Annotated in this window: 23 protein-coding genes and 1 pseudogene; 16 read left to right on the top strand and 8 right to left on the bottom strand. The window is 58.9% G+C overall.

The features are described 5' to 3' along the window. Positions 1–1,100: 1,100 nt before the first annotated feature. A complete protein-coding gene (locus JKG68_RS34910) occupies positions 1,101–1,337 on the bottom strand; it encodes a GcrA family cell cycle regulator (protein ID WP_376773211.1) in 237 nt (78 codons plus the stop codon). 1,088 nt (positions 1,338–2,425) lie between these two features. On the opposite strand from JKG68_RS34910, the gene repC reads away from it, so the two are divergent. From repC to JKG68_RS26155, 3 genes are all read left to right on the top strand, one after another. Further along, positions 2,426–3,580 carry a plasmid replication protein RepC gene (repC, locus tag JKG68_RS26165; protein WP_202064647.1) on the top strand — a complete coding sequence of 385 codons (1,155 nt, stop codon included), beginning with the start codon at positions 2,426–2,428 and terminating at the stop codon, positions 3,578–3,580. A gap of 476 nt (positions 3,581–4,056) precedes the next feature. Further along, positions 4,057–4,293 (top strand): hypothetical protein, encoded by a 237-nt coding sequence (locus JKG68_RS26160; RefSeq protein WP_202064645.1) that lies wholly within the window; start codon positions 4,057–4,059, stop codon positions 4,291–4,293. A 621-nt stretch (positions 4,294–4,914) separates the two neighbouring features. Further along, a complete protein-coding gene (locus JKG68_RS26155) occupies positions 4,915–5,322 on the top strand; it encodes a DUF1236 domain-containing protein (RefSeq protein WP_202064643.1) in 408 nt (135 codons plus the stop codon). Positions 5,323–5,838: 516 nt separating this feature from the next. Here the strand turns inward: JKG68_RS26155 and JKG68_RS26150 are convergent. Beyond that, positions 5,839–6,231, bottom strand: a complete 393-nt coding sequence (locus JKG68_RS26150; RefSeq protein ID WP_202064651.1) for a type II toxin-antitoxin system VapC family toxin — start codon at positions 6,229–6,231, stop codon at positions 5,839–5,841. A gap of 14 nt (positions 6,232–6,245) precedes the next feature. Next, positions 6,246–6,482, bottom strand: a complete 237-nt coding sequence (locus JKG68_RS26145) for an antitoxin (protein ID WP_202064641.1) — start codon at positions 6,480–6,482, stop codon at positions 6,246–6,248. 405 nt (positions 6,483–6,887) lie between these two features. Between JKG68_RS26145 and JKG68_RS26140 the strand changes: the two genes are divergently transcribed. The 8 genes from JKG68_RS26140 to JKG68_RS26105 all read left to right on the top strand — a co-directional run bounded on the left by JKG68_RS26140 (position 6,888) and on the right by JKG68_RS26105 (position 12,019). After that, positions 6,888–7,565 (top strand): hypothetical protein, encoded by a 678-nt coding sequence (locus JKG68_RS26140; protein WP_202064639.1) that lies wholly within the window; start codon positions 6,888–6,890, stop codon positions 7,563–7,565. Between the two features lie 152 nt (positions 7,566–7,717). Then, complete coding sequence (locus JKG68_RS26135; protein WP_202064637.1) at positions 7,718–8,044, top strand: hypothetical protein; 327 nt, start codon at positions 7,718–7,720, stop codon at positions 8,042–8,044. A 253-nt stretch (positions 8,045–8,297) separates the two neighbouring features. Further along, positions 8,298–8,804 carry a hypothetical protein gene (locus JKG68_RS26130; protein ID WP_202064635.1) on the top strand — a complete coding sequence of 169 codons (507 nt, stop codon included), beginning with the start codon at positions 8,298–8,300 and terminating at the stop codon, positions 8,802–8,804. 176 nt (positions 8,805–8,980) lie between these two features. Continuing rightward, complete coding sequence (locus tag JKG68_RS26125) at positions 8,981–9,163, top strand: hypothetical protein (RefSeq protein ID WP_202064634.1); 183 nt, start codon at positions 8,981–8,983, stop codon at positions 9,161–9,163. A gap of 90 nt (positions 9,164–9,253) precedes the next feature. After that, a complete protein-coding gene (locus tag JKG68_RS26120; RefSeq protein WP_202064633.1) occupies positions 9,254–9,700 on the top strand; it encodes a CBS domain-containing protein in 447 nt (148 codons plus the stop codon). A 256-nt stretch (positions 9,701–9,956) separates the two neighbouring features. Then, on the top strand, positions 9,957–10,250 hold the full coding sequence (locus tag JKG68_RS26115; protein ID WP_202064632.1) for a hypothetical protein: 294 nt from the start codon (positions 9,957–9,959) through the stop codon (positions 10,248–10,250). Positions 10,251–10,548: 298 nt separating this feature from the next. Beyond that, the gene (locus JKG68_RS26110; protein ID WP_246515874.1) at positions 10,549–10,905 is read left to right on the top strand and encodes a response regulator; all 357 of its coding nucleotides are present in this window, start codon (positions 10,549–10,551) and stop codon (positions 10,903–10,905) included. 886 nt (positions 10,906–11,791) lie between these two features. Then, positions 11,792–12,019 (top strand): DUF1236 domain-containing protein, encoded by a 228-nt coding sequence (locus JKG68_RS26105; protein WP_202064630.1) that lies wholly within the window; start codon positions 11,792–11,794, stop codon positions 12,017–12,019. 39 nt (positions 12,020–12,058) lie between these two features. Here the strand turns inward: JKG68_RS26105 and JKG68_RS26100 are convergent, their stop codons facing one another. Continuing rightward, positions 12,059–12,487: a response regulator gene (locus JKG68_RS26100; protein WP_246515872.1), complete on the bottom strand. Its 429-nt coding sequence runs from the start codon at positions 12,485–12,487 to the stop codon at positions 12,059–12,061. Positions 12,488–12,708: 221 nt separating this feature from the next. On the opposite strand from JKG68_RS26100, the gene JKG68_RS26095 reads away from it, so the two are divergent. The 3 genes from JKG68_RS26095 to JKG68_RS26085 all read left to right on the top strand — a co-directional run bounded on the left by JKG68_RS26095 (position 12,709) and on the right by JKG68_RS26085 (position 14,077). Continuing rightward, positions 12,709–13,122, top strand: a complete 414-nt coding sequence (locus JKG68_RS26095; RefSeq protein WP_202064628.1) for a response regulator — start codon at positions 12,709–12,711, stop codon at positions 13,120–13,122. A 39-nt stretch (positions 13,123–13,161) separates the two neighbouring features. After that, the gene (locus tag JKG68_RS26090) at positions 13,162–13,584 is read left to right on the top strand and encodes a response regulator (RefSeq protein ID WP_202064626.1); all 423 of its coding nucleotides are present in this window, start codon (positions 13,162–13,164) and stop codon (positions 13,582–13,584) included. A gap of 88 nt (positions 13,585–13,672) precedes the next feature. Beyond that, complete coding sequence (locus JKG68_RS26085; protein ID WP_202064620.1) at positions 13,673–14,077, top strand: response regulator; 405 nt, start codon at positions 13,673–13,675, stop codon at positions 14,075–14,077. 622 nt (positions 14,078–14,699) lie between these two features. Here JKG68_RS26085 and JKG68_RS26080 read toward each other — a convergent pair. Then, positions 14,700–15,116, bottom strand: a complete 417-nt coding sequence (locus tag JKG68_RS26080) for a hypothetical protein (RefSeq protein WP_202064612.1) — start codon at positions 15,114–15,116, stop codon at positions 14,700–14,702. Between the two features lie 237 nt (positions 15,117–15,353). On the opposite strand from JKG68_RS26080, the gene JKG68_RS26075 reads away from it, so the two are divergent. Further along, positions 15,354–15,740, top strand: a complete 387-nt coding sequence (locus JKG68_RS26075; protein ID WP_202064609.1) for a response regulator — start codon at positions 15,354–15,356, stop codon at positions 15,738–15,740. Between the two features lie 350 nt (positions 15,741–16,090). On the opposite strand, the gene JKG68_RS26070 is transcribed toward JKG68_RS26075, so the two are convergent. Then, positions 16,091–16,225, bottom strand: coding sequence for a hypothetical protein (locus JKG68_RS26070; RefSeq protein ID WP_312890974.1), 135 nt, complete (start codon positions 16,223–16,225; stop codon positions 16,091–16,093). A gap of 122 nt (positions 16,226–16,347) precedes the next feature. Here JKG68_RS26070 and JKG68_RS26065 point away from each other — a divergent pair, with 122 nt between their 5' ends. Continuing rightward, on the top strand, positions 16,348–16,587 hold the full coding sequence (locus JKG68_RS26065) for a hypothetical protein (RefSeq protein WP_202064653.1): 240 nt from the start codon (positions 16,348–16,350) through the stop codon (positions 16,585–16,587). A 101-nt stretch (positions 16,588–16,688) separates the two neighbouring features. On the opposite strand, the gene JKG68_RS26060 is transcribed toward JKG68_RS26065, so the two are convergent. Beyond that, complete coding sequence (locus tag JKG68_RS26060; RefSeq protein WP_202064607.1) at positions 16,689–17,375, bottom strand: PRC-barrel domain-containing protein; 687 nt, start codon at positions 17,373–17,375, stop codon at positions 16,689–16,691. A gap of 99 nt (positions 17,376–17,474) precedes the next feature. Beyond that, a pseudogene (locus JKG68_RS26055) lies at positions 17,475–17,684 on the bottom strand (ATP-dependent zinc metalloprotease FtsH); the annotation flags it as partial.

The raw sequence follows: 17,684 nt of genomic DNA, 5'->3' as shown, positions 1-17,684 counted from the left end.
TGCGCGCAATCGGATAAGCCCAACGATCCCTGGAAGCCAATCGCCGCCTGATCAAACGGCATTGTTCAGGGCCGACTTCTCTAGGGTGCGCTCAAGGCCTTTTTTCCACGGTCGAGAAAAACAATGCAAAGTGACGTGCACTCGTTACTAAACCCATAGTAATGGGGGGAGTAGCTCGTGGCTGGCCTTCACGGAACCATCTGGATCCACCCTCAAGGGAGAGGATCTGAAGGTCATTGTCCAATGACCATGAATACAGCCGAGAGAATGGCTGCCAGTAGCACACCGCTCAAGAGCAGTGTCCCAACTGGAATATGACGGCTCTTCCAGGACAAACGCACCGCTTCCTTGTGCTCTGCTCGGCGTGGGTCTGGCTTTCTGTCCGCCATGGTTGCCTCTACCGTTCCAGATAGGTCCTGCCGGCCCTAGCATCATAATGCTGGCGAGAGGCTTCATGTCTATAGAAGAGCGATGATCAACAGTGTGAGCTAGCGCACGGGAACGCCTGTGCCTGGTGGTCGAAGCTCATGAACTCGGATGCGGTCCGGCAGGCTGGAAGAGCAAGGGCGCTCCGCGCCAGCCGCCCCCTGCCTCCCAAGCAGCGGAGAATGCCCGATCTCCTCACTTGAATGGAAGCCATCGGAGCGGCTGTTTAGCCTTCCACTCCAGATGCTTAAGGCTAAGGTTAACGGAAAGTTAACCATAGTGCTCTCAGTCTAAGGGGCAAATGCATTGCGTATCGAAGGTAAGCATCCGTGCCTGACCGAAAAAGAAAATCCGAAGCTGCGAGCATCAATCGCGACGCCAAGAACCGGATCGCTGAGCTGATGCGAAGCGTCTACTTCCCACCTGATACCAGCCCCATATCCGACGAACAGCTTGATCTTCTTCTTGCCCTGCGCCGAAAGGAGCGGGAGCGTAATCAGCCGACCTGAGAAGGCGGGACCCTGGTTCTATCTCAAATCCGTAACAACGCTGGGAAGGCAGAAGGTGCATCGCGCCGACCTGGTGCGGCGGGCAGCTGAATATGATCAGCGAGCGATAGCTGGTGACGGCAGGCATATTTCACCTGCTGTTTACGCAGCATATGGTACATGGCCCTAGCTTAACTTCGGAAGAATGAAGCCGCGCCCGGCTTTTGCTCCGCTGGAGGAAGGTTTCGTATAGACCACCTGCCTGTGCCAAGGACACCAGCTTGAGCCTTCCTGGGTCCGACCTCCACAGAAGATGGCCTCTGAGCCGCCATCTGAGATGACGTAACGACATTGCCGCTCCCTAAGCTTCAGGAGCGTCGTTCTGTTACGAGGGGAGGGCTCAGGAGCCTCAGTCTCAGGCATCATTCTCAGGTACTCAGGGGCAACCGACCTGAGTCCTAAAGGCTGAGGTCCTTAGGAGTTCCGTTGCAGTCAAGAAAGGGGACAAGACGTGTCGACCGTGCGCTGTGCCCTTCCCAGCACAGCCAAACCAGCAAAGATCCAGCATGGTCGCTGTCATTGGACTTGTAGCTCAATGGTTAGTGCCCACCGCTCATAGGGGTTTGGTTGGGAGGCAACTGCCTCCAGGCCTCCCACATCTGCTCCGTGCTGTGGGCACTCGGTATCCTCTGCCAAATGCGCACTCGCCCAAGTCTCCCGTATGGGGCAGCCCATTAGGAGCCATCGACTGACCCGCATAGATGGTCCTGATAACGCCGATGCAGAGATAGGCGAGAGTCACTCTCAAATGTTTGTCTCTGTAACCACACTGGCTAGAAGCTTTACGTGTCTCTCTCAGAGTTCAGCAGAGTTGAACAAGGGCTCGTGAGCCGCAAATCTCCGCCTTTGACTGCTGCCTCAGAATCGAGTGCGTAACTTCGAATCGGCTGGAACCAGGTTTTTACCTGCGGATTGACTCGGCTTTTCAGCTAAACGATTCAAGCTAAAGAAGTTTTCCAACGAAGAATCCACTTATTGTGAATGGATTCTTGCACTCCGACTCCACAGCCACCTGAGAATCGGGCATTTCTCGTAATTGCTACGAGTGTGACAGGTGAGCGCCATGCCAGCTGTGAAGGGAACTGATGCCGTTCAACGTCTCCGGAAAGCCCGCCGTGAGCGGGGGGACCGGGAAATGAATGTATGGGTTCCCCAGCTGATCGGGTCCGCAATCGACGAAGCCGTCGAGAGTGGCCGCTTCCGGTCTCGGCAGGAAGCAATCAACCACGCCCTCGCAGCCACCTTTGTTCCGAAGGAGCCAAACACGGTGACGTAAACCAGGCAAAGCAAAAGGCCCACGAAGCTGGAAACTTCGAGGGCCTTTGGAGAACCACCGAGGGGTGGTCGTAAGCGAATGTGTGACAACTTCCTTATGCCATCCCGACAAGCTGGCTGTCAAGAGCATCGGTTTCGGTGAACGCTCCCGCTTTGCCCTCACATAGGAGGGTACGATGCAACTGGCATCGTCAGGAGGCCGGCGGCTGAGACATGCTGCTCTGGCCGCGAGAGAACTTGCGCTCGAAGACGGGCGTACAGTCATACGAAAAGAACTATCTGCGGCGGCCAGGGAGGCTGCCAAGGCCTTAGAATTGCGCAATGGTCCCCGGTCGGTCCTATCCGAGCTCGTCGCCTGCTGGGGCGAGCAAGAATGGGAGCGGCTGCTGGTCTGGCCGTCCAACGATTATCTGGTTAGCCGCACCGGATTGTCAGAGCGGGGGATCCGCAAGGCCTTCCGCGTCCTCATCGACCAGCAGCTGATCATCCCGAAGGAGTCTCCCAACGGAAAACGCTATGCGGTCAAAGATTTGGCTGGCGAGATCGTGGACGCGTTCGGCTTCGACCTCACGCCTGTCTATGCTAGGCGAGGGGAGTGGGCTGAGCGCCTGATCGAACAGAAGCAGGCGCGGGAAACCCGCAAGCGTACCTTCGACGAGATCACCATCGCCCGAAGGGCCGCCCAGGAAGCGCTCAACAGCCTTGCACAGGAATACCCCGACCTTGATCGCTCGGACCTGCAGGATCCGTTTGCTGGTCTTATGGCCCGGACTCCATTGCGCAGCACGAAGGCCGTACCGATCGATGTTCTGGATGAGTGGAAAGCCCTGAGGAGTGCCTGCGAAGAAGCGTATTATCGGGCGGGCTATGCCGGAACTGAGTGCCGACACACCTATAACAACAACGAATCTCCTAGCGAACCTTGTAACAAAAGCTTTCCGAAGAAAGCTGAGGCCGTTCGTTCAACCGAACAAACCTCGGAGCACCTATCACCGGAATTGATCCTAGAGGCCTGCCCCACCATCAGCGACTACGGCCAGCCCGTGCGGGATCTCGCTGATATCGTCTCAGCTGGCCGCTACCTGCGAGCTTCGCTCGGGGCGCATGAAAGCGCCTGGGCGGAAGCTGTCGAGGAGGTGGGACCCGTCAGGGCGGCGATTTCCGTGATCTACGTCCTGCAGCTCTACGAGGACGACCTTGCCAAGAACGGCGGGGAGAGCCGGATCAAGAACCCGGGAGGCTACTTCCGCGCGCTCACGCGCATGGTGAAATCCGGCAAGATCGACCTTGCCGTCGAACTCCTGGCCATGCGGAGACGACGAATGATGTGATCGCCATGGTGCAACCTCCGAAAAGCTTCCAGCCTTATGGGAGCGACGCGGTAGCCCATCACTGATGAGGATGACGACGGCGCCCAGGTTGGCTCCAACTCCCAATCGGCTCGTTCGTCATCGGTCTTGAAAGCGACATCCAGTACGCCGACTTCAGACACGAGGGCGCTTTCGACATGAACGGCAACGGCACCCTTGATGACAATGGCGTGTTTGAATCCAGCAACTGGTTCTGAACCGTGCGGGCTCGCGCTGGTGTGGCTCTCATCTACGGTACAGGCCGCTTCGCGTTTGCTGCTGACGCGACCGGCTGGACTGCCGGTGGTCATAACCCTGACCTTTTGTTTGCCTCCAAATGGGGAATAAACGTCGCGCAGTTTCGTTAGCCCTGATGGCTGCATTGTCTCGCGTGGCCTTGGCTGCCCTGCGGCTGCCTTGGCGATCATCAAGCCTTTCAGAAACCTTAAGGAGACCTGATGAACGAGCAGGATATCTACATTGTCCGTGCTTCTGGGGCAGGATGGGCTGTTCATCTCAACAGTCAGACGCTTGGTGTGTTCGACAAGCGCCCCCAAGCCATTCAGGCTGCTGTAATGGTGGCTCAGGCTTCGGGACGCGCGGGAAGGGTCTCAGGTGTGCTGTCAGAGGAAGCGGGTGGCGAAATGTTCCCGATCTGGCAGGTCGGGCGGGACTCATACTCAGCTCTGAATTGAGGTGAGCCGTGTTCCGCTTGCGTCTTGTCGCTTCCGCTCTGGTCCGGGTGGAGGCGTTCTGACCCAGGTATCGCTAGCCAGACGTACGATCAGATCAACAGCCGTGCGCAGCGCTTCGCTGCTCGCGCTCATCCGGGCGCCTTCCAGGATCAATCCCAGACGCCGACGGTCGCGCCAAGGCAACGCCCTAAGCGCGGTTTCAAGGTCCAGCCGATCGGACGACGACACCCCGGCCCTGGCCGCAACCTCATCAATTTTTTCGGCAATGGCGCTCAGGTGAAGGGCAACACTGGCGGAAGGGTGAAGCGAATGATTGAAGGTCATTTGGGCTCAATGTGATTGCTCCCCAGCCTCCATCTTGACCTCAAGAAACGAACTGTGGCGGCGCTGGTTCCAGTCGCCAACGTCCAAGTCGGTGATAGAATCAGTGAGCCTTGTGAGAAGTGCCGTGAAGAACTTCAGCGGCAACGTAATAGATCATACTGTTAATCAAGCGTTCATCTTCGGTAATGCGCAAGGAGCGTCATTCAAATATTTACAAGCTTGCTGAAACTACTCAGACGTAGCAGCGTTCTACTGCCAACGGGTAATGCGTCCGAAGCTACAATTCAGGAGTTTTTCATGTCGAAGAAGATCCTTTTCGCCGGTGCTATTCTCGCAACCCTTGCTCCCGCGGCTGCTTTTGCGCAGTCTGGTGGTGCAGCCGCCGGAGCTGCCACAGGCGCGGTCGGTGGTGCAATCGTAGGCGGTCCGGTCGGTGCCGCAGTGGGTGGTGTCACGGGTGCAATCGTAGGCGGCATCGCTGATCAGCAACAGCCGGAGTTCCGTACCTACGTGACGACGCAGAAGGCTCCGTCTTACACCTACAAGGAAGAGGTTCGTGTGGGTGCGGTCCTGCCGGAAGCCGGCGTGACGTATCACGAGGTGCCCGCCCAGTACAAAGTAAAGGGCTATCGCTACACGGTCGTGAACGACACGCCCGTGCTGGTCGAGCCGAGCAGCCGCAGGATTGTTCAGGTTATCCGTTAAGCATCGCGCATCATCGGTGTGACCAGTGGGCGGCCCTTTGAGGCCGCCCATAGCGCTTCGGCTATAAGCTTACTGAGATGAACGGGCGCAGCTGACGTGGACGCCTCTTCGTCACGCCAGAATGCGTGTCCTACGTGGAGGTCGAAAGGCAGATCAATGCTCTGCAGGGCGAGTTGGATGAACTGCGCGAGAGAGCTCACAGGGCGTTTCAAGCCACATAGTGGTTGAATTCCGTTGGCTGGTACGGAGTGTCAGGCTTCTCGATTGATGAAAACTCGTTGTTAAAAACCGAAGCGCGCCGTGCCAAAAGAACCAACCCGAAAAGAAAGCAAGGTTAGGCCTTCAACGGTTCCTATTAGAAGTCGTAAAAGCAGGTTGCGACCGAATGTTGATGCTGCAAGTTATTGTTTAGCAACGATAACACCGGACAGCAGACCTCTCTCACCACTTTGTATTTCTCACGATCAACGATGCCCCGCTATTTTATTGACGTCAGACGGGTGGTCCAGACCCGCGCTAGCCTTCCAGCCAGTTCTCGATCCGGAGGCCGTCGATACGGTTGAACTCCTGCACGTTGGCGGTGACCAGCGTCAGTCCAAGTGAAAGCGCGTGCGCAGCGATGAGGAGGTCATTCTGGCCAATCGTCCGCCCCTCGGCCTCGAGGCGGCTACGGACCAGGCCGTAATGCGTGTCGGCTGGCACGTCGAGCGCCAGGATCTCGACCTCCCGCAACGCGGCCTCGACCCTGGCGGTCAGCTTCTCCGAACCCTTCTTCTCCGCACCGTAGCGAAGCTCCGATGCGACCACGATGCTCGTGCAGACGCTCGCGTCCCCAACTTGGCGCAGGCGCGTCGCTGCCATTCCGCTCGGGTTCCGGATCATGTCAGAAAGGATGTTGGTGTCGAGCATGTAGCGGCCGGCGCTCAAAAGATGTCCTCCGGCGCGCTGGGTTTGTCGTCGATGGCGGGGAAGTCCTCATCGAGGGGCTCCAGCGTGTCGAGGAGGGCGATCAGGCCGCTCTTCCGGATCGGCTCGATGATCAGCCGGTCGCCGTCCCGGTGCATGATGGCCTCGTCACCCGGGAGCTCGAACTCGACCGGGATCCGGACCGCTTGGTTCCGGCCGTTTCGGAACAGCCTGACATGTCGTTCGTGCTGCATTTCGATCGCCTCCGTTTTGGCCTATGCCATGACATAGGCCTCTCGATGCAAAAGGGCAAGAGAGCAACCGGGCATCTTTGCTTGGCGTGTGAGGCCGGTAGATCCCGGCACAACTTGACGCGCAGGCTTCGGCCATCCTGGCTCCATTCAAGGCCGCCACCAGGATGACGCCGTACGCTTTTTTTAACTGCATGGCGCAGAGGTGGGGACGGACATAGACCAGACGCGGCCAAGATCCCAAAAAGGACGGATCCCACTGCCCCGAGACGACTTGCTGTCGATCACGCACCTTGGCATCGTGGCAGAGAGAGCCCTCGACGACCTTGGTCAGCTGCCTGAGCTCTGCAACGGCTGAGTGTGCCGCATTGCTAGGGCGGTTGAGGCCTAAGGAGGCTTCGTGCCTTCGTGCTGGACCTGCAGGAGGAACCATCCACCTTAAGACTTCATTGCCCTGAGCAGGACATGGAGATCCCAATGCCTGACGAAAAGATTGATCAGAAGCGCCCGGCGCATGCCGAGAATGAAGCCAAGCCGATCCAGCAACGGCACGTGGATGATGCAGTCGTCGACAGCTTCCCCGCCAGTGATCCGCCTGCCTGGACCACATCAGCTTCGAAAAGTGTCGCTGCCGAATGCGAGCCGGAGGCGTTGAACGAGATTCCGGTGCCGCCGGGCGAGGGACTTGAGGAGAGAACTGGATGCACCGCGCAGCTGGCGGAGCGAGCCTCTGGGCTCGCTCGTGACGTCTACCGGCGTGGCCAGACGTATATGGAGCAGGGAAGACGTTATCTGCCCGACGCTGAGCGCTACTACCACGAGGGCACTCAGGCCATCAGCAAGCCTGTGCAGGGACATCCGCTTGCAGCTCTGGCCATCATCGGTGCTCTCGGCTGCGCGTTGGGCTGGATGTTAGGTCACAGGGTGTCAACTACGGCTGCGGCGCGGCAGTGGCATCCCGATGCCAACAGGCGCCCGCGCGAGCCGCACCACTGGCATCCGGCGCCTCGAGCCACGCGTCCTGCACGGCATTTTCCTACCGGCAATGAGGCCGAGGCCGCCAGCCACACAAATAACAGTTTCTGATCCTGGCAGTGCAGCTGGGACTGGCCTGAAACCACTTTGATCCTGGCGTTTGCAGTTTCGCTGCAGAACGTTGCTAGCTCCTGCTTTCAAAGCATGGTTTTGCCATGGAGCCATCGCCTAATACGTCAGCACTTCAAGTAGGAGATCGGTTGATGCGGTACGGCGCTCTAGCAGCAGTTCTCGCCTTCATGACGATTGCTTTCTCGGCTCAGGCCCAGGTGCCAGTGGAAGTGGACGCCTGCCGGCTTGCTGGTCTGGTGGCGCTGAAGGAGCGATCTCCCGCGATCAAGGACCTGACCTTCGACATCGATGGTCTGGCAATCTCCAAGGCTGAGACCAAGGTCGAGGATACCCCAGTCAAGATGGTGATCATGGGCGACGCCTACCTACAGCGCGAAAAGAGCGACCAGCCAAACCGCTTCGTTTGCCTAATCGGCGAAAAGGGCAAGGTCCTGCTAACCTTCTTCACTGAGCAATAGGCGGATCAGGGTGGGTTCAGGCTGGGCCCGAGCTCAGCCGACCGTCGTTCAATGGACCTCCAATGCCGACGTGGAACTGAGCTTAAGCCCAGGAAGCATCTCGCCTGGGTGAGCTTCTGTTAGGTGCAAAGCATCCCCCATAGTCACCGCTGCGACACGTCCTGCCGCCATCCATAATGGTGCGCTCTCCTGATTGACAACGATCACACCTGAGGAGCACCATCCCTGTCTTAGGTGCATAAGGATGGTCATCATGCATGGCTTCGACCACATCCTGAACTGGAAGCTGAAACAAGGCTCGCACACCTTTCCTGGACAAGACGGCGGAACCTGCATCAACGAGGCGGCCATCGTAGCAGCCGGTTTTCCGTACCAGTCCGTGCGATCCGTTCACGACATGCCGAAGTGTTTCTCCCGCCCGATCTGCGCACTGGCGATGCAGATTAACGATGAGGCGTCTGATGAGGAGCGACAGCAGTTGTTGCCCTTTGTCACCCGTCTGGCCTGCGCCGACACGCTGGAGGTGGAGCAGGAGCGGGAGGCTTACATTGCTGCCCGCATGCGCTGGCGGCTTTCATTTCGGCAGGGTCTTGAAATCCTCACTGGCGCTCTCGCCATCGGTCGGCAAGCTGATGAGCTGGCGCCGGATGAGGTGAGGACGCGCATGGCTGGTGTCCAGCAAAGCGCTGCTGCGCCAACGTCTGTCGACGAACATCCCTTGATTTCGAAGTTCCAAGGGTGGTTCATCGGCGTGTTCTAGGCTCCGACCCGATGCGGCGATAATCCAACCAGAATAGGCCTGCAATAAGGTCTTTCTCACCCAAACCGACCTTCAAGTTTCGGTTTGTGAGGCAGAGGGTGGAAGCCTTGGTCACGCGAGTGGCCCTGCACGGCAATGCTGGAGTAGACGGACAGCAGGAACCGGGGACATCCACGATGGTATTTCCTGCCATTGAGGCACCTCTCTACCTCACGGCAATTGGTGAGGGTGATACGGCACCATTGCCGCCCGGAACTGCCCGGGTTGAGAGTTTATTCGTCACGGTGGGGAGTGCTATTTTCCTGGCGCTGCTTGCGGGTGCGGTCGTCATCCTGATCCGCAAGCACCAACGCCGGTAGCCATGCTCCAGCTGCCGGCGCTCTACAAATCCCCACCTGATAAGATGTGGGGAGAAAAAGACGAGACAGGGGGCATCTGAGGAGGCACTCATGCAAGTCAGTGAACTCATGACACGGGATGTGCAGCTGATCGAACCCACTCATACCATCCAGGAGGCAGCCCGGCTGATGGCCGAGGTTGACACCGGCATTATGCCGGTGCGCGAAGGCGACCGCCTCGTGGGTATGATTACCGACCGGGACATCACAGTGCGCGCCGTGGCCCAGGGCAGGGGGCCTGACACCGCTGTCCGCGAGGTGATGACGGGTGAAGTAAAATATTGCTACGAGGACGACGACACCAACGATGTCGCCCGCAACATGGCCGACATCCAGGTTCGCCGCCTGCCGGTGCTCAGCCGTGACAAGCGGCTGGTTGGCATCATCTCGCTCGGTGACATGGCGATGTCGGACAGCTCTGAGCGGGTTGGTGCTGCGGTGACAGGCATCTCGCAGCCGGGTGGCCAACACAGCCAGACCGGGGGACCACGCACTTGATACGAAGAGGGGCCGCGCAAAGGCGGCCCCTATGCCAATGAAGTCTGCTCAGTCGGGATGGGTTGGACTAGCCCCCCGATCATTGGGAGCTCGGAAAAGTTAACCTCCCTGGGCTCCTATGAGCCAAGGCGGATCAGTCAGCATGCTGCAACCGTGCAGTCTTGCTCTTGCCCATCCCTCGGGACAGACTTACTTGGTGGGATACCGCCATAGCACTTCGCTTCTCGCCTCGCCAACTGGGCCGGGGAGACGCCCCATGATCTGGGCTCGCAAGAGCATCGATGTGGCCGAATGGGACCAGGCACAGGACCAGTTCGAAAGCTTGTTCATGAAGCTCGGGTGTCCCGGACAGATGATGCTGGTTTCCACCTCCGGGCCTGGTCCAACCATGCTCTTTGCCAGTCTTCCTAATCCAATCCTTCTGAACGCATTGGAGGGATTTGAGCGCATCGCTGACGGCGAGCTCCCATGTGAAGCTTCGCTTCTTGTCGGCCATCATCAGGCATTCGCAAAGCGCTTCAGGTATCCAAAACAGAAGCTTGGCGATTAGGGGAGGCTACACTCAAGGCAGCTCAGGAACGGCTTGACAAGTTCAGTGCACCTGAAGGGGCTATGCCACCAAAATCTGACCGCCGCTTTTTCGACGGCCCAGCCCCTGCAGTACATGGGGAGTTAACCTCTGGTTAACCCTGTTCGCACACCATACTCGCGACAGGCCAATCACAGCACAGTTGCGAGGCCTGACTTCTGAACAACCTTTCCATTTCGGAGGGCGTCTTTGCGCGCTCCATCCAAGGTATTTCATCATGAGTCGACAGCCGCTTGTTCTGCTTGTTTCCGGTGATCGGTTGGCTGAACTGACAACCGCCAACAGCTTGGCGAGCTATGGCTATGAGGTGCTCCTCACCAGCACCCTGCAGGAAGCCAGCCATCTGCTTCGCACGAACGGGCGCATCAGTGTTCTGGTCGTCGACACCGACCTCGGGCACGCAGGCGCTGGCCTCTCCTTGGCCAAGGACGCACGTATGTCCGATCCCGACCTCAAGGTGATCTACACCTCACGCATGCCGTTCAGGCTGGCGGATGCCGAAAAGGTCGACGGGGCTCCGTGCCTGCGCACACCTTACCGTCCCCACCAACTCGCCGGTGTGATCAACCAGCTCGTTCGGCGCGTTGCGACCGAGGCAGAGGCGTACGCAGCATGAGCATACGAAGGTAAGAACAGGCCGGCACTGCCCTTCAGGAATATGAAAGATTGGGAACCGGGGAGCGTCACCGAGCGTAATCCTCGGCTTCCATTGTCCCCGGTTCCGGACCTACATGACGTTTGCCCTATCGGTCCGCCAACCCTTTGCCTGGGCGATCTTCCACGCTGGCATGAATATCGACAATCGCGACTGGCCGACTCAGCACCGCGGACGTGTTCTGATTCACGCCCCAGCCATCGTGCGGCTGGAGGATTACTACACTTTTCAGCGTGCCTGCCGAATCCTGAGCACTAGCTGGGCCGGGCGATCACGCTTGGTGGAGGTCTGCCAAAGAAAGACGATCTCCCCAGAGGAGGGATTGTGGGGGAGTGCGAGATCACCGACTGCGTCACCGAGCATTTATCACCTTGGTTCACCGGCCCCTACGGCTTTGTGTTGCGGAACGCCTGCGTGCTCCCGTTCATGCCGCTTCCTGGGGCGCTCCGGTTTTTCGACGTGGAGGAGCGCGTGTGATCTTCAGATGGCCCCCTTGAATTGATCATTGCCGATTGGATCAATCCAATCGAGCAAGCGGCGGATCGTTGTATCCTCTGCGATTGAGCGAAGCATGATCAGGTGCAAGCCCTGCTGGCTTGGATTTCATGCCTGAACGGCACCTGAAGGGCTCGTTCGGTATAAGGTCATCCCAGACCCGCCATCCTGCTTGGTCAGGCCCCGAACATCGAACATCCGTAAAGGGAGAGGGATGATGCGGTCCTCATTGTGGCTCATTGTAACTGGGCTGATAGCCCTCGGCGCTACTCATCCCGCTGCGTCCCAGCCTGCTCAGGGAACGCCGGTCAAGACAGGAGCACCACGTCCACTCCCACCGGACAAGCAGAAGATGATCCTGGATCAGGTGAAGCGTTCCACCGATCTGCCACAAGCCAGTTTGAGCGAGCCGGTCCGGGTTGGGATGACCATCCCACCGGAGGTGGAGTTGTTGGGACTGCCGCAAGACGCTGCAACGACTGTCCCGACCGTCACAACCTACAACTACCTGATTGTTGGAGACCAGATCGCCATTATCGAGCCGGAGAGCCGGAAGGTGATTCAACTCCTCAAACGCTAGTCAATCTGCAGTGCCCTGAGCCTCCATGGGCTTTTCACATCATCCAACCTTGGGAAACGGCACCACCTTTCCCTCGGCCAAATCTGTCTCGGCTGCTGCGAAACACGTCGCTCTGGTGGCTTGGGCCCGGTCTGCGGCCGATCGCACATAGGACACCAAGGTTTGGCTCGGGCAGGGCTTAGCCAGGAACGCAGCTCCCGGCGGCAGGTCTCCTCCCCGGGGCCACTCCCGCCCTGATGTGATCAGGATCTCGATAGGGGACCAGCGCTCGTGAACCTGCTGGGCTAACTCGTAACCGTTCACCCCTGGTGGCATCTCCACATCCGAGAGCAGAACGTCCACCTCAACACAGGCCTGCAGAAGCGTCAGGGCCTCTTCGGCATTCGCCGCTTCAATGACACGGAAGTTCGCCTCAAGCAGAATGTCGGCCGTGACCAACCGCACCAGCGGTTCGTCTTCGACCAGCAAAACAATCCCTGCAGAATGATTGGACAATGGAGCTAACAGAACAAAAGAATGGTAGGGTTGAACTCACCGGCTACGCTTTGGTTCCTCTCCCTTGGAACATGAACTGGATCCAATAGGCAGATGCCACTGCCCTGCTTCAGGGACAAACCGGCACATGTTCTGCGGAGAACCAGTGGAGCTGCCGCACGTTACTCGCCCATTGAGTAGCCTAAGGGGTCACCATGGGTGATGCATCGGTAACGGCTTTTCCGCGTCGAACGCCTCCCACCATTCTGGTCGTCGAAGACAACGTTCTAACACGTTCGGCCATCAGTGATGAACTGCGAGCCCATGGCTTCAAGGTCTTGGAGGCCAGTTCCGCCGATGACGCCCTTATGGTGCTCGACACCATGCGCATCGACTTGGTGTTCGTCGACATCCACTTGCCGGGATCGGGAGATGGGCTGGACGTCGCTCGTCATGTGCACGCCCGTGGCGGGCCCACCCAGATGATCCTCACCTCAGGTGTTTCTGATGCTTCAGCGATCCCGGATCTTGATGATCTCGGCGTGTTCATCCGCAAACCTTACCTGATCACACGGGTGATCACTCTTGTTAGTTACAGTCTCAACTGGCCTGACACCCCAAGCGCCTGAGACCTGGAACAAAGGTATAAGCGTGACGATTAGCTTCGCATGAGTCCCGCAGCCACCAACCTCACACCTCAATCCGACATTCCCCAACAAACTATCCTCATCGTAGAAGACGAGGTTTTGGTCCGACTGGTCATCGCCGACTACCTGCGCGAGTGCGGCTACAAGGTCCATGAAGCCGTGAACGCCGCCGAGGCCGTTGCGATGCTGCAGGCGCCTGAGGTGTCGATTGACATCGTGTTCAGCGACGTTCAGATGCCGGGTGACATGGATGGCTTTGGGCTGGCACGCTGGATCCGTGGCAACAAGCCGGGTGTCCAGGTAATCCTTACGTCCGGGGTCGAGCGCTCGGCCGACATCGCCGCAACACTCTGTGAAGCGGGGCCTCTGCTGGAGAAGCCCTACTCGTCCCAGGGCGTGGTCGACCGCATCAAACAACTTGTCGCCAAGGGGCAGCGATCCTGATCCAGTGGGGAGACCCTTCAGGGCTCTTCTTATAACTATGCTGCTCTATCTCTTGGAACCGGGTTGAGGACAGTTCGTTGCCAACCCTATGAAGGTCAAGCCGCGTGGTCCGATCCTCGATCATCCTGTCGTGCTCCTGGTGGAGGATGAAACGCTTGTGCGTCTGACACAGGTCGACATCCTGCGTGAGGCTGGCTTCTGGGTGCTGGAAGCGCAGGATGCAGATGAAGCCTTTGAGACACTCAGACGGCGCAAGGATGTGAGTGTCGTCCTCACCGACGTCGATATGCCAGGTTCGCTCGACGGCTTCGAATTCGCACGCCTTGTGGCGCAAGGCTGGCCGGATCTTGGGGTGCTGGTGATTTCCGGCAAGGCCTTTCCGGACGAGGGGGATCTCCCGCCCTCGGCAGTGTTTGTTGCTAAGCCCGTGTACCCTGATGCTCTTGTCGAGCACCTCAATGATCTGATCGCCCGCTCCAACCCTGTTGCATAGGGGAGTCAATGCACGAAGTGCTCTCCGTGAAGGTGCCAAGGAGATGCGGGCGACAGCCTTATGGCATGGGCGGTACATCTTGGATCTAGCTCCTTTCATTCGCTTCTGGTTCAATCAATGAGAACGGAGGTAAGCCGTGACTGGTGATCATCCCTCAGGACGCAAACGACCAATCCAAAATACCGAGATGCTCGTCGCATCAGCCGTCAACCAGGAACGAGAAGCCGCTGAGCTGGCGACTAAGGCGGCTGAGCTTGAAGCGGACGGGAAACTGTCGGAAGCCAAACTCCTGGCCCGCGCATCACGACATCGGCGGGTCGAAAGCCTGAAAGTCCGAGCCGTCGCAGCTGCTGCAAAGCAAGCCCGCTAGGCGTGTTCGACGGAACCGCGAGGCGGTGATCCGTCAGTGGAAGGCTAGGGAGTACAATCTGCTGATGGCTCGATCACGCGAATAGCTGACGGCTTTGCTGCTTGCTATAGCCGACGAAAAAAGAGCCTGACGGTCTGTCCCGTCAGGCTTTTAATTTGTTATGGAGGGGAGAACCAAGCTTCCTGCTAAGCTAACGGTCAAGCTGGTCCTGAGTTCCACCTGCTACTGTTCTCTTCAGGGCAATGAATAAGCTCAGCGGCAGATTTCCCGCCGGAACTGAACCACCTCGCCCCAGCGGTTCACCCGATCCTTGATGATGACCTTGCACGTCTCGCGGTAGCCCCTGTGCGGTCCAGCAAAAATAGGCCGCTGCCAGTGATGCCGCTCCACAACCGGGATGCTGCGATATCCACCATGGTGCGGCCGTCCTTCACGCCACGCAGGCTCAGACCCTTCGTAGGAGCGGTGGGGATCACGATGCTCATACCTGTAGTCGCTACGCCTACCTTGGCGCCGCTCGAGCTGCTCTTCACCATAGTCAGCAACACGATGAGGTACACCATAGTCGCTGGTTCGGACTGTGACGCTGATCTCTGACGCCTGAGCGGCGCTGCAGAGCGTAAGAGCAGTAGCAACGGCAAATGCAACCTTTCTCCAACCATAGCTCATCAGAACTCTCCTATCGGGACTGAACTCGTCGTGAGCCACCCATTGCTTGAGAGGATGCCGCCTGATCGTTGAAGCAAAGCCGAATGATCCATGCAGCCTTTGTTCATCCCGCGACATGCGTTTTTGGCACTGGAACTTCTGCAGCTGCTCACAGTCAAGGTTCCTTCTTTGTTCTTGATAGTATCAGCGCCCGCCCTCATCCCTTAAGGTAACGAATGGCAATGCTGGGGGCAGGTTATGGGCGAAGTGCAGAGGTGTCGCGTCCTTATTGTCGAGGATGAGGCGGCGATCTCGATGCTGATCGAGGATATGCTGCTGGACTTGGGCGTTGAGATCGTTGGTCCTGCCTCAAGGCTTGAAGCCGCGCTCATGCTTGCTTGTGACGCTGACATCGAAGCGGCCATCCTCGATATCAATGTTGCTGGAGTTCACTCTTACCCAGTCGCGGATGTGCTGCGCGACAGGGGTGTACCAGTCATCTTTGCTACCGGCTATGGCTCATCGGTTCTTCCTAAGCGATTCAAGCACACCCAGACGCTGCATAAGCCCTTTGACCAACATCAGTTCGCCCAGGCGCTGCAAACAGCCTTGGCGGAGAGTCCGTGCGAGATTGAGGTCGCTTGATAACTGCTCCTTTGATGCAGCCCCACGATCCCTCAAGATAGTTTTGTATTCGCAAAATTTGATGTTTTGAGCTTCGCAATCTGGAGTCCGCGTAAAAATGGCTGGGCAATCCTAGGTAGGGGCGCAGATCTTGGGAATAGCTTTATTGAAAGGTGGGTGGCCGAAAGGCGTGGGCAAAGACAGCCTTGAGATTAGGGCCGAACCTCACGAAGGGTGGTTTTATTGCCGGCCGTAAAACCGAGAGGGGAGAGGGCCTGTCTCAGCCTTTTGTCCTGCCTTCAGAGGATAGCTTCGGGGCGGATGAGGCCTGTGCTGTCTTCGAGCTGCGCCTGCTCGAGTCTGCCTTAGGCCTAGGATCCGGCGAGCCGCCCGCCCTCCAGCTCGTCGGGCCTTGCGCCTTCGGCGACGATCTCGAGGATATCGTCAGGCAAGCGGCGTTGCAGTTTGAGCGCCACTTCTGCCGGCGTGGTGAGGATCACCAGCATGGCCTTCGGACGGATTAGCCCGACGACGCTGTTCGGCTCCGGGTAAGGAACGAATAGAGCAGGTGCTCGCCCTCAGTTGACTCTGCTTTCGTGGCGCGTACGCCGATGGGGCACCGCGCCGAATGGAGAGCGGCAAGATCGATCCGCTCGTGAGCCAGATGACCGCCAAGCTGAAGGCCGAGCACGGCGACGTGAACGTCCAAGTGCGTGAGACCGGCCGTTATATGAGAGCGCTCATCGAGCCGCATGACAGGCCTTATGCTTCAGGCGAGCGGGCCAAGGCGCTGATTGGCGAGGAGGATGCCTGGCAACTGATCGAGGCCGCCGTGGAGCAGCGGGAGGACGCACCTGATCGGACATAAGCAATCGGGTCAGGCTGGACACAAATGGTGCTGGATCCTACCCGTTCAAAGGCAGCGACAAACGCAATCGGAGGCGGGACGCCCCGCCTCCTTTGGCAGCCTTACTGCTTCGGCGCGTTCGGCGGTGTGTTGCCTGCAGCGCCCGCTTGGTTGGCATCGCTGCTATAGCGGAACTCAGGCGCGTTCTGCAGGTCGGCCTTGGTCATCTTCACCATGGCGCGGGCAGGCGTATTGGGATCGCTGCCCGCGGCTGTGGTGCCGCCTGCGCCGGCGGTGGTGCCAGCCGGTCCTGCGCCACCCAAGGTTCCGGCCGCTCCAGGCGAGCCGGTGGTGCCAGCAGCTGTGCTGCCTGTGGTAGCCGGCTGGTTGGCCCCGCCGGCAGCCGGAGCTGTCGGCGCAGTCACGCCACCGGCGGTGTTGGTGCCGGAGCCGCCCTGGTTGGCATTCGCGGAGGCCTGGACCTCCTGGTTTGATTGCCACTGCACCTGGTCAAAGGGAATGGCCACATCCTTCTGGCCGATGCCCAGGAAGCCGCCCACGCCCACGACGAGGCCGTGGATCTTGCCCTGGCGATCCACCAGCACCTCATCGATGTCGCCGATCTTCTGGTTGTCGGCGCCATAAACGTCGATGCCCATCAGTTGCGAGCCCCGTATGAGGTCAGGCGGCATCTGCGTCATCACCTGCCCGGGCCCGGCAGGCTGGGTGGGAGCAGTGGTCTGGGCTAGGGCTGTACCGGTCATCAGGACTGTCGCGGCAAGGCCAACTGCAAGCTGCATCTTCAGCATGTCTTCCTCCTCAGTGTGAGGGCGTCATCAGACGCTCGCAAGGGGAACGGACCAGCTTGAACAAGGTTGCCGCCAGGGTCCAAGGCGATGGAGCGCGGGTCAGCTCTGTGGCCGCGGGACCAGTCTTTCGCCGCTCTCCCGCGGCCGGCCGCGGCCTGCGGTGGGAACGGCGGAGCCGCGCACCGGAGTGAGCGTGTCGCCGGTGTCCCGGATCGGGGGCTGGCCGTCCATGAGGTTGCGGATCTCCTCGCCCGTCAGGGTCTCGTACTCCAGCAGGCCGTGCGCCAGAGCCTCGAGCTCGTGCCTCTT

Source organism: Microvirga aerilata (assembly GCF_016743775.1).
In the GTDB taxonomy this organism is placed as follows: domain Bacteria; phylum Pseudomonadota; class Alphaproteobacteria; order Rhizobiales; family Beijerinckiaceae; genus Microvirga; species Microvirga aerilata.
Note: the sequence above shows the minus strand (reverse complement) of the source record. Positions and strands in the feature narration are given on the sequence as shown.

What these genes read in the sequence shown, in the direction of transcription:
- JKG68_RS34910 (WP_376773211.1), bottom strand. Translation starts at nt 1,337, where the DNA reads ATGCCTGAGACTGAGGCTCCTGAGCCCTCCCCTCGTAACAGAACGACG.
- repC (WP_202064647.1), top strand. Translation starts at nt 2,426, where the DNA reads ATGCAACTGGCATCGTCAGGAGGCCGGCGGCTGAGACATGCTGCTCTG.
- JKG68_RS26160 (WP_202064645.1), top strand. Translation starts at nt 4,057, where the DNA reads ATGAACGAGCAGGATATCTACATTGTCCGTGCTTCTGGGGCAGGATGG.
- JKG68_RS26155 (WP_202064643.1), top strand. Translation starts at nt 4,915, where the DNA reads ATGTCGAAGAAGATCCTTTTCGCCGGTGCTATTCTCGCAACCCTTGCT.
- JKG68_RS26150 (WP_202064651.1), bottom strand. Translation starts at nt 6,231, where the DNA reads ATGCTCGACACCAACATCCTTTCTGACATGATCCGGAACCCGAGCGGA.
- JKG68_RS26145 (WP_202064641.1), bottom strand. Translation starts at nt 6,482, where the DNA reads ATGCAGCACGAACGACATGTCAGGCTGTTCCGAAACGGCCGGAACCAA.
- JKG68_RS26135 (WP_202064637.1), top strand. Translation starts at nt 7,718, where the DNA reads ATGCGGTACGGCGCTCTAGCAGCAGTTCTCGCCTTCATGACGATTGCT.
- JKG68_RS26130 (WP_202064635.1), top strand. Translation starts at nt 8,298, where the DNA reads ATGCATGGCTTCGACCACATCCTGAACTGGAAGCTGAAACAAGGCTCG.
- JKG68_RS26125 (WP_202064634.1), top strand. Translation starts at nt 8,981, where the DNA reads ATGGTATTTCCTGCCATTGAGGCACCTCTCTACCTCACGGCAATTGGT.
- JKG68_RS26120 (WP_202064633.1), top strand. Translation starts at nt 9,254, where the DNA reads ATGCAAGTCAGTGAACTCATGACACGGGATGTGCAGCTGATCGAACCC.
- JKG68_RS26115 (WP_202064632.1), top strand. Translation starts at nt 9,957, where the DNA reads ATGATCTGGGCTCGCAAGAGCATCGATGTGGCCGAATGGGACCAGGCA.
- JKG68_RS26105 (WP_202064630.1), top strand. Translation starts at nt 11,792, where the DNA reads ATGATCCTGGATCAGGTGAAGCGTTCCACCGATCTGCCACAAGCCAGT.
- JKG68_RS26095 (WP_202064628.1), top strand. Translation starts at nt 12,709, where the DNA reads ATGGGTGATGCATCGGTAACGGCTTTTCCGCGTCGAACGCCTCCCACC.
- JKG68_RS26090 (WP_202064626.1), top strand. Translation starts at nt 13,162, where the DNA reads ATGAGTCCCGCAGCCACCAACCTCACACCTCAATCCGACATTCCCCAA.
- JKG68_RS26085 (WP_202064620.1), top strand. Translation starts at nt 13,673, where the DNA reads ATGAAGGTCAAGCCGCGTGGTCCGATCCTCGATCATCCTGTCGTGCTC.
- JKG68_RS26080 (WP_202064612.1), bottom strand. Translation starts at nt 15,116, where the DNA reads ATGAGCTATGGTTGGAGAAAGGTTGCATTTGCCGTTGCTACTGCTCTT.
- JKG68_RS26075 (WP_202064609.1), top strand. Translation starts at nt 15,354, where the DNA reads ATGGGCGAAGTGCAGAGGTGTCGCGTCCTTATTGTCGAGGATGAGGCG.
- JKG68_RS26070 (WP_312890974.1), bottom strand. Translation starts at nt 16,225, where the DNA reads ATGCTGGTGATCCTCACCACGCCGGCAGAAGTGGCGCTCAAACTGCAA.
- JKG68_RS26065 (WP_202064653.1), top strand. Translation starts at nt 16,348, where the DNA reads ATGGAGAGCGGCAAGATCGATCCGCTCGTGAGCCAGATGACCGCCAAG.
- JKG68_RS26060 (WP_202064607.1), bottom strand. Translation starts at nt 17,375, where the DNA reads ATGCTGAAGATGCAGCTTGCAGTTGGCCTTGCCGCGACAGTCCTGATG.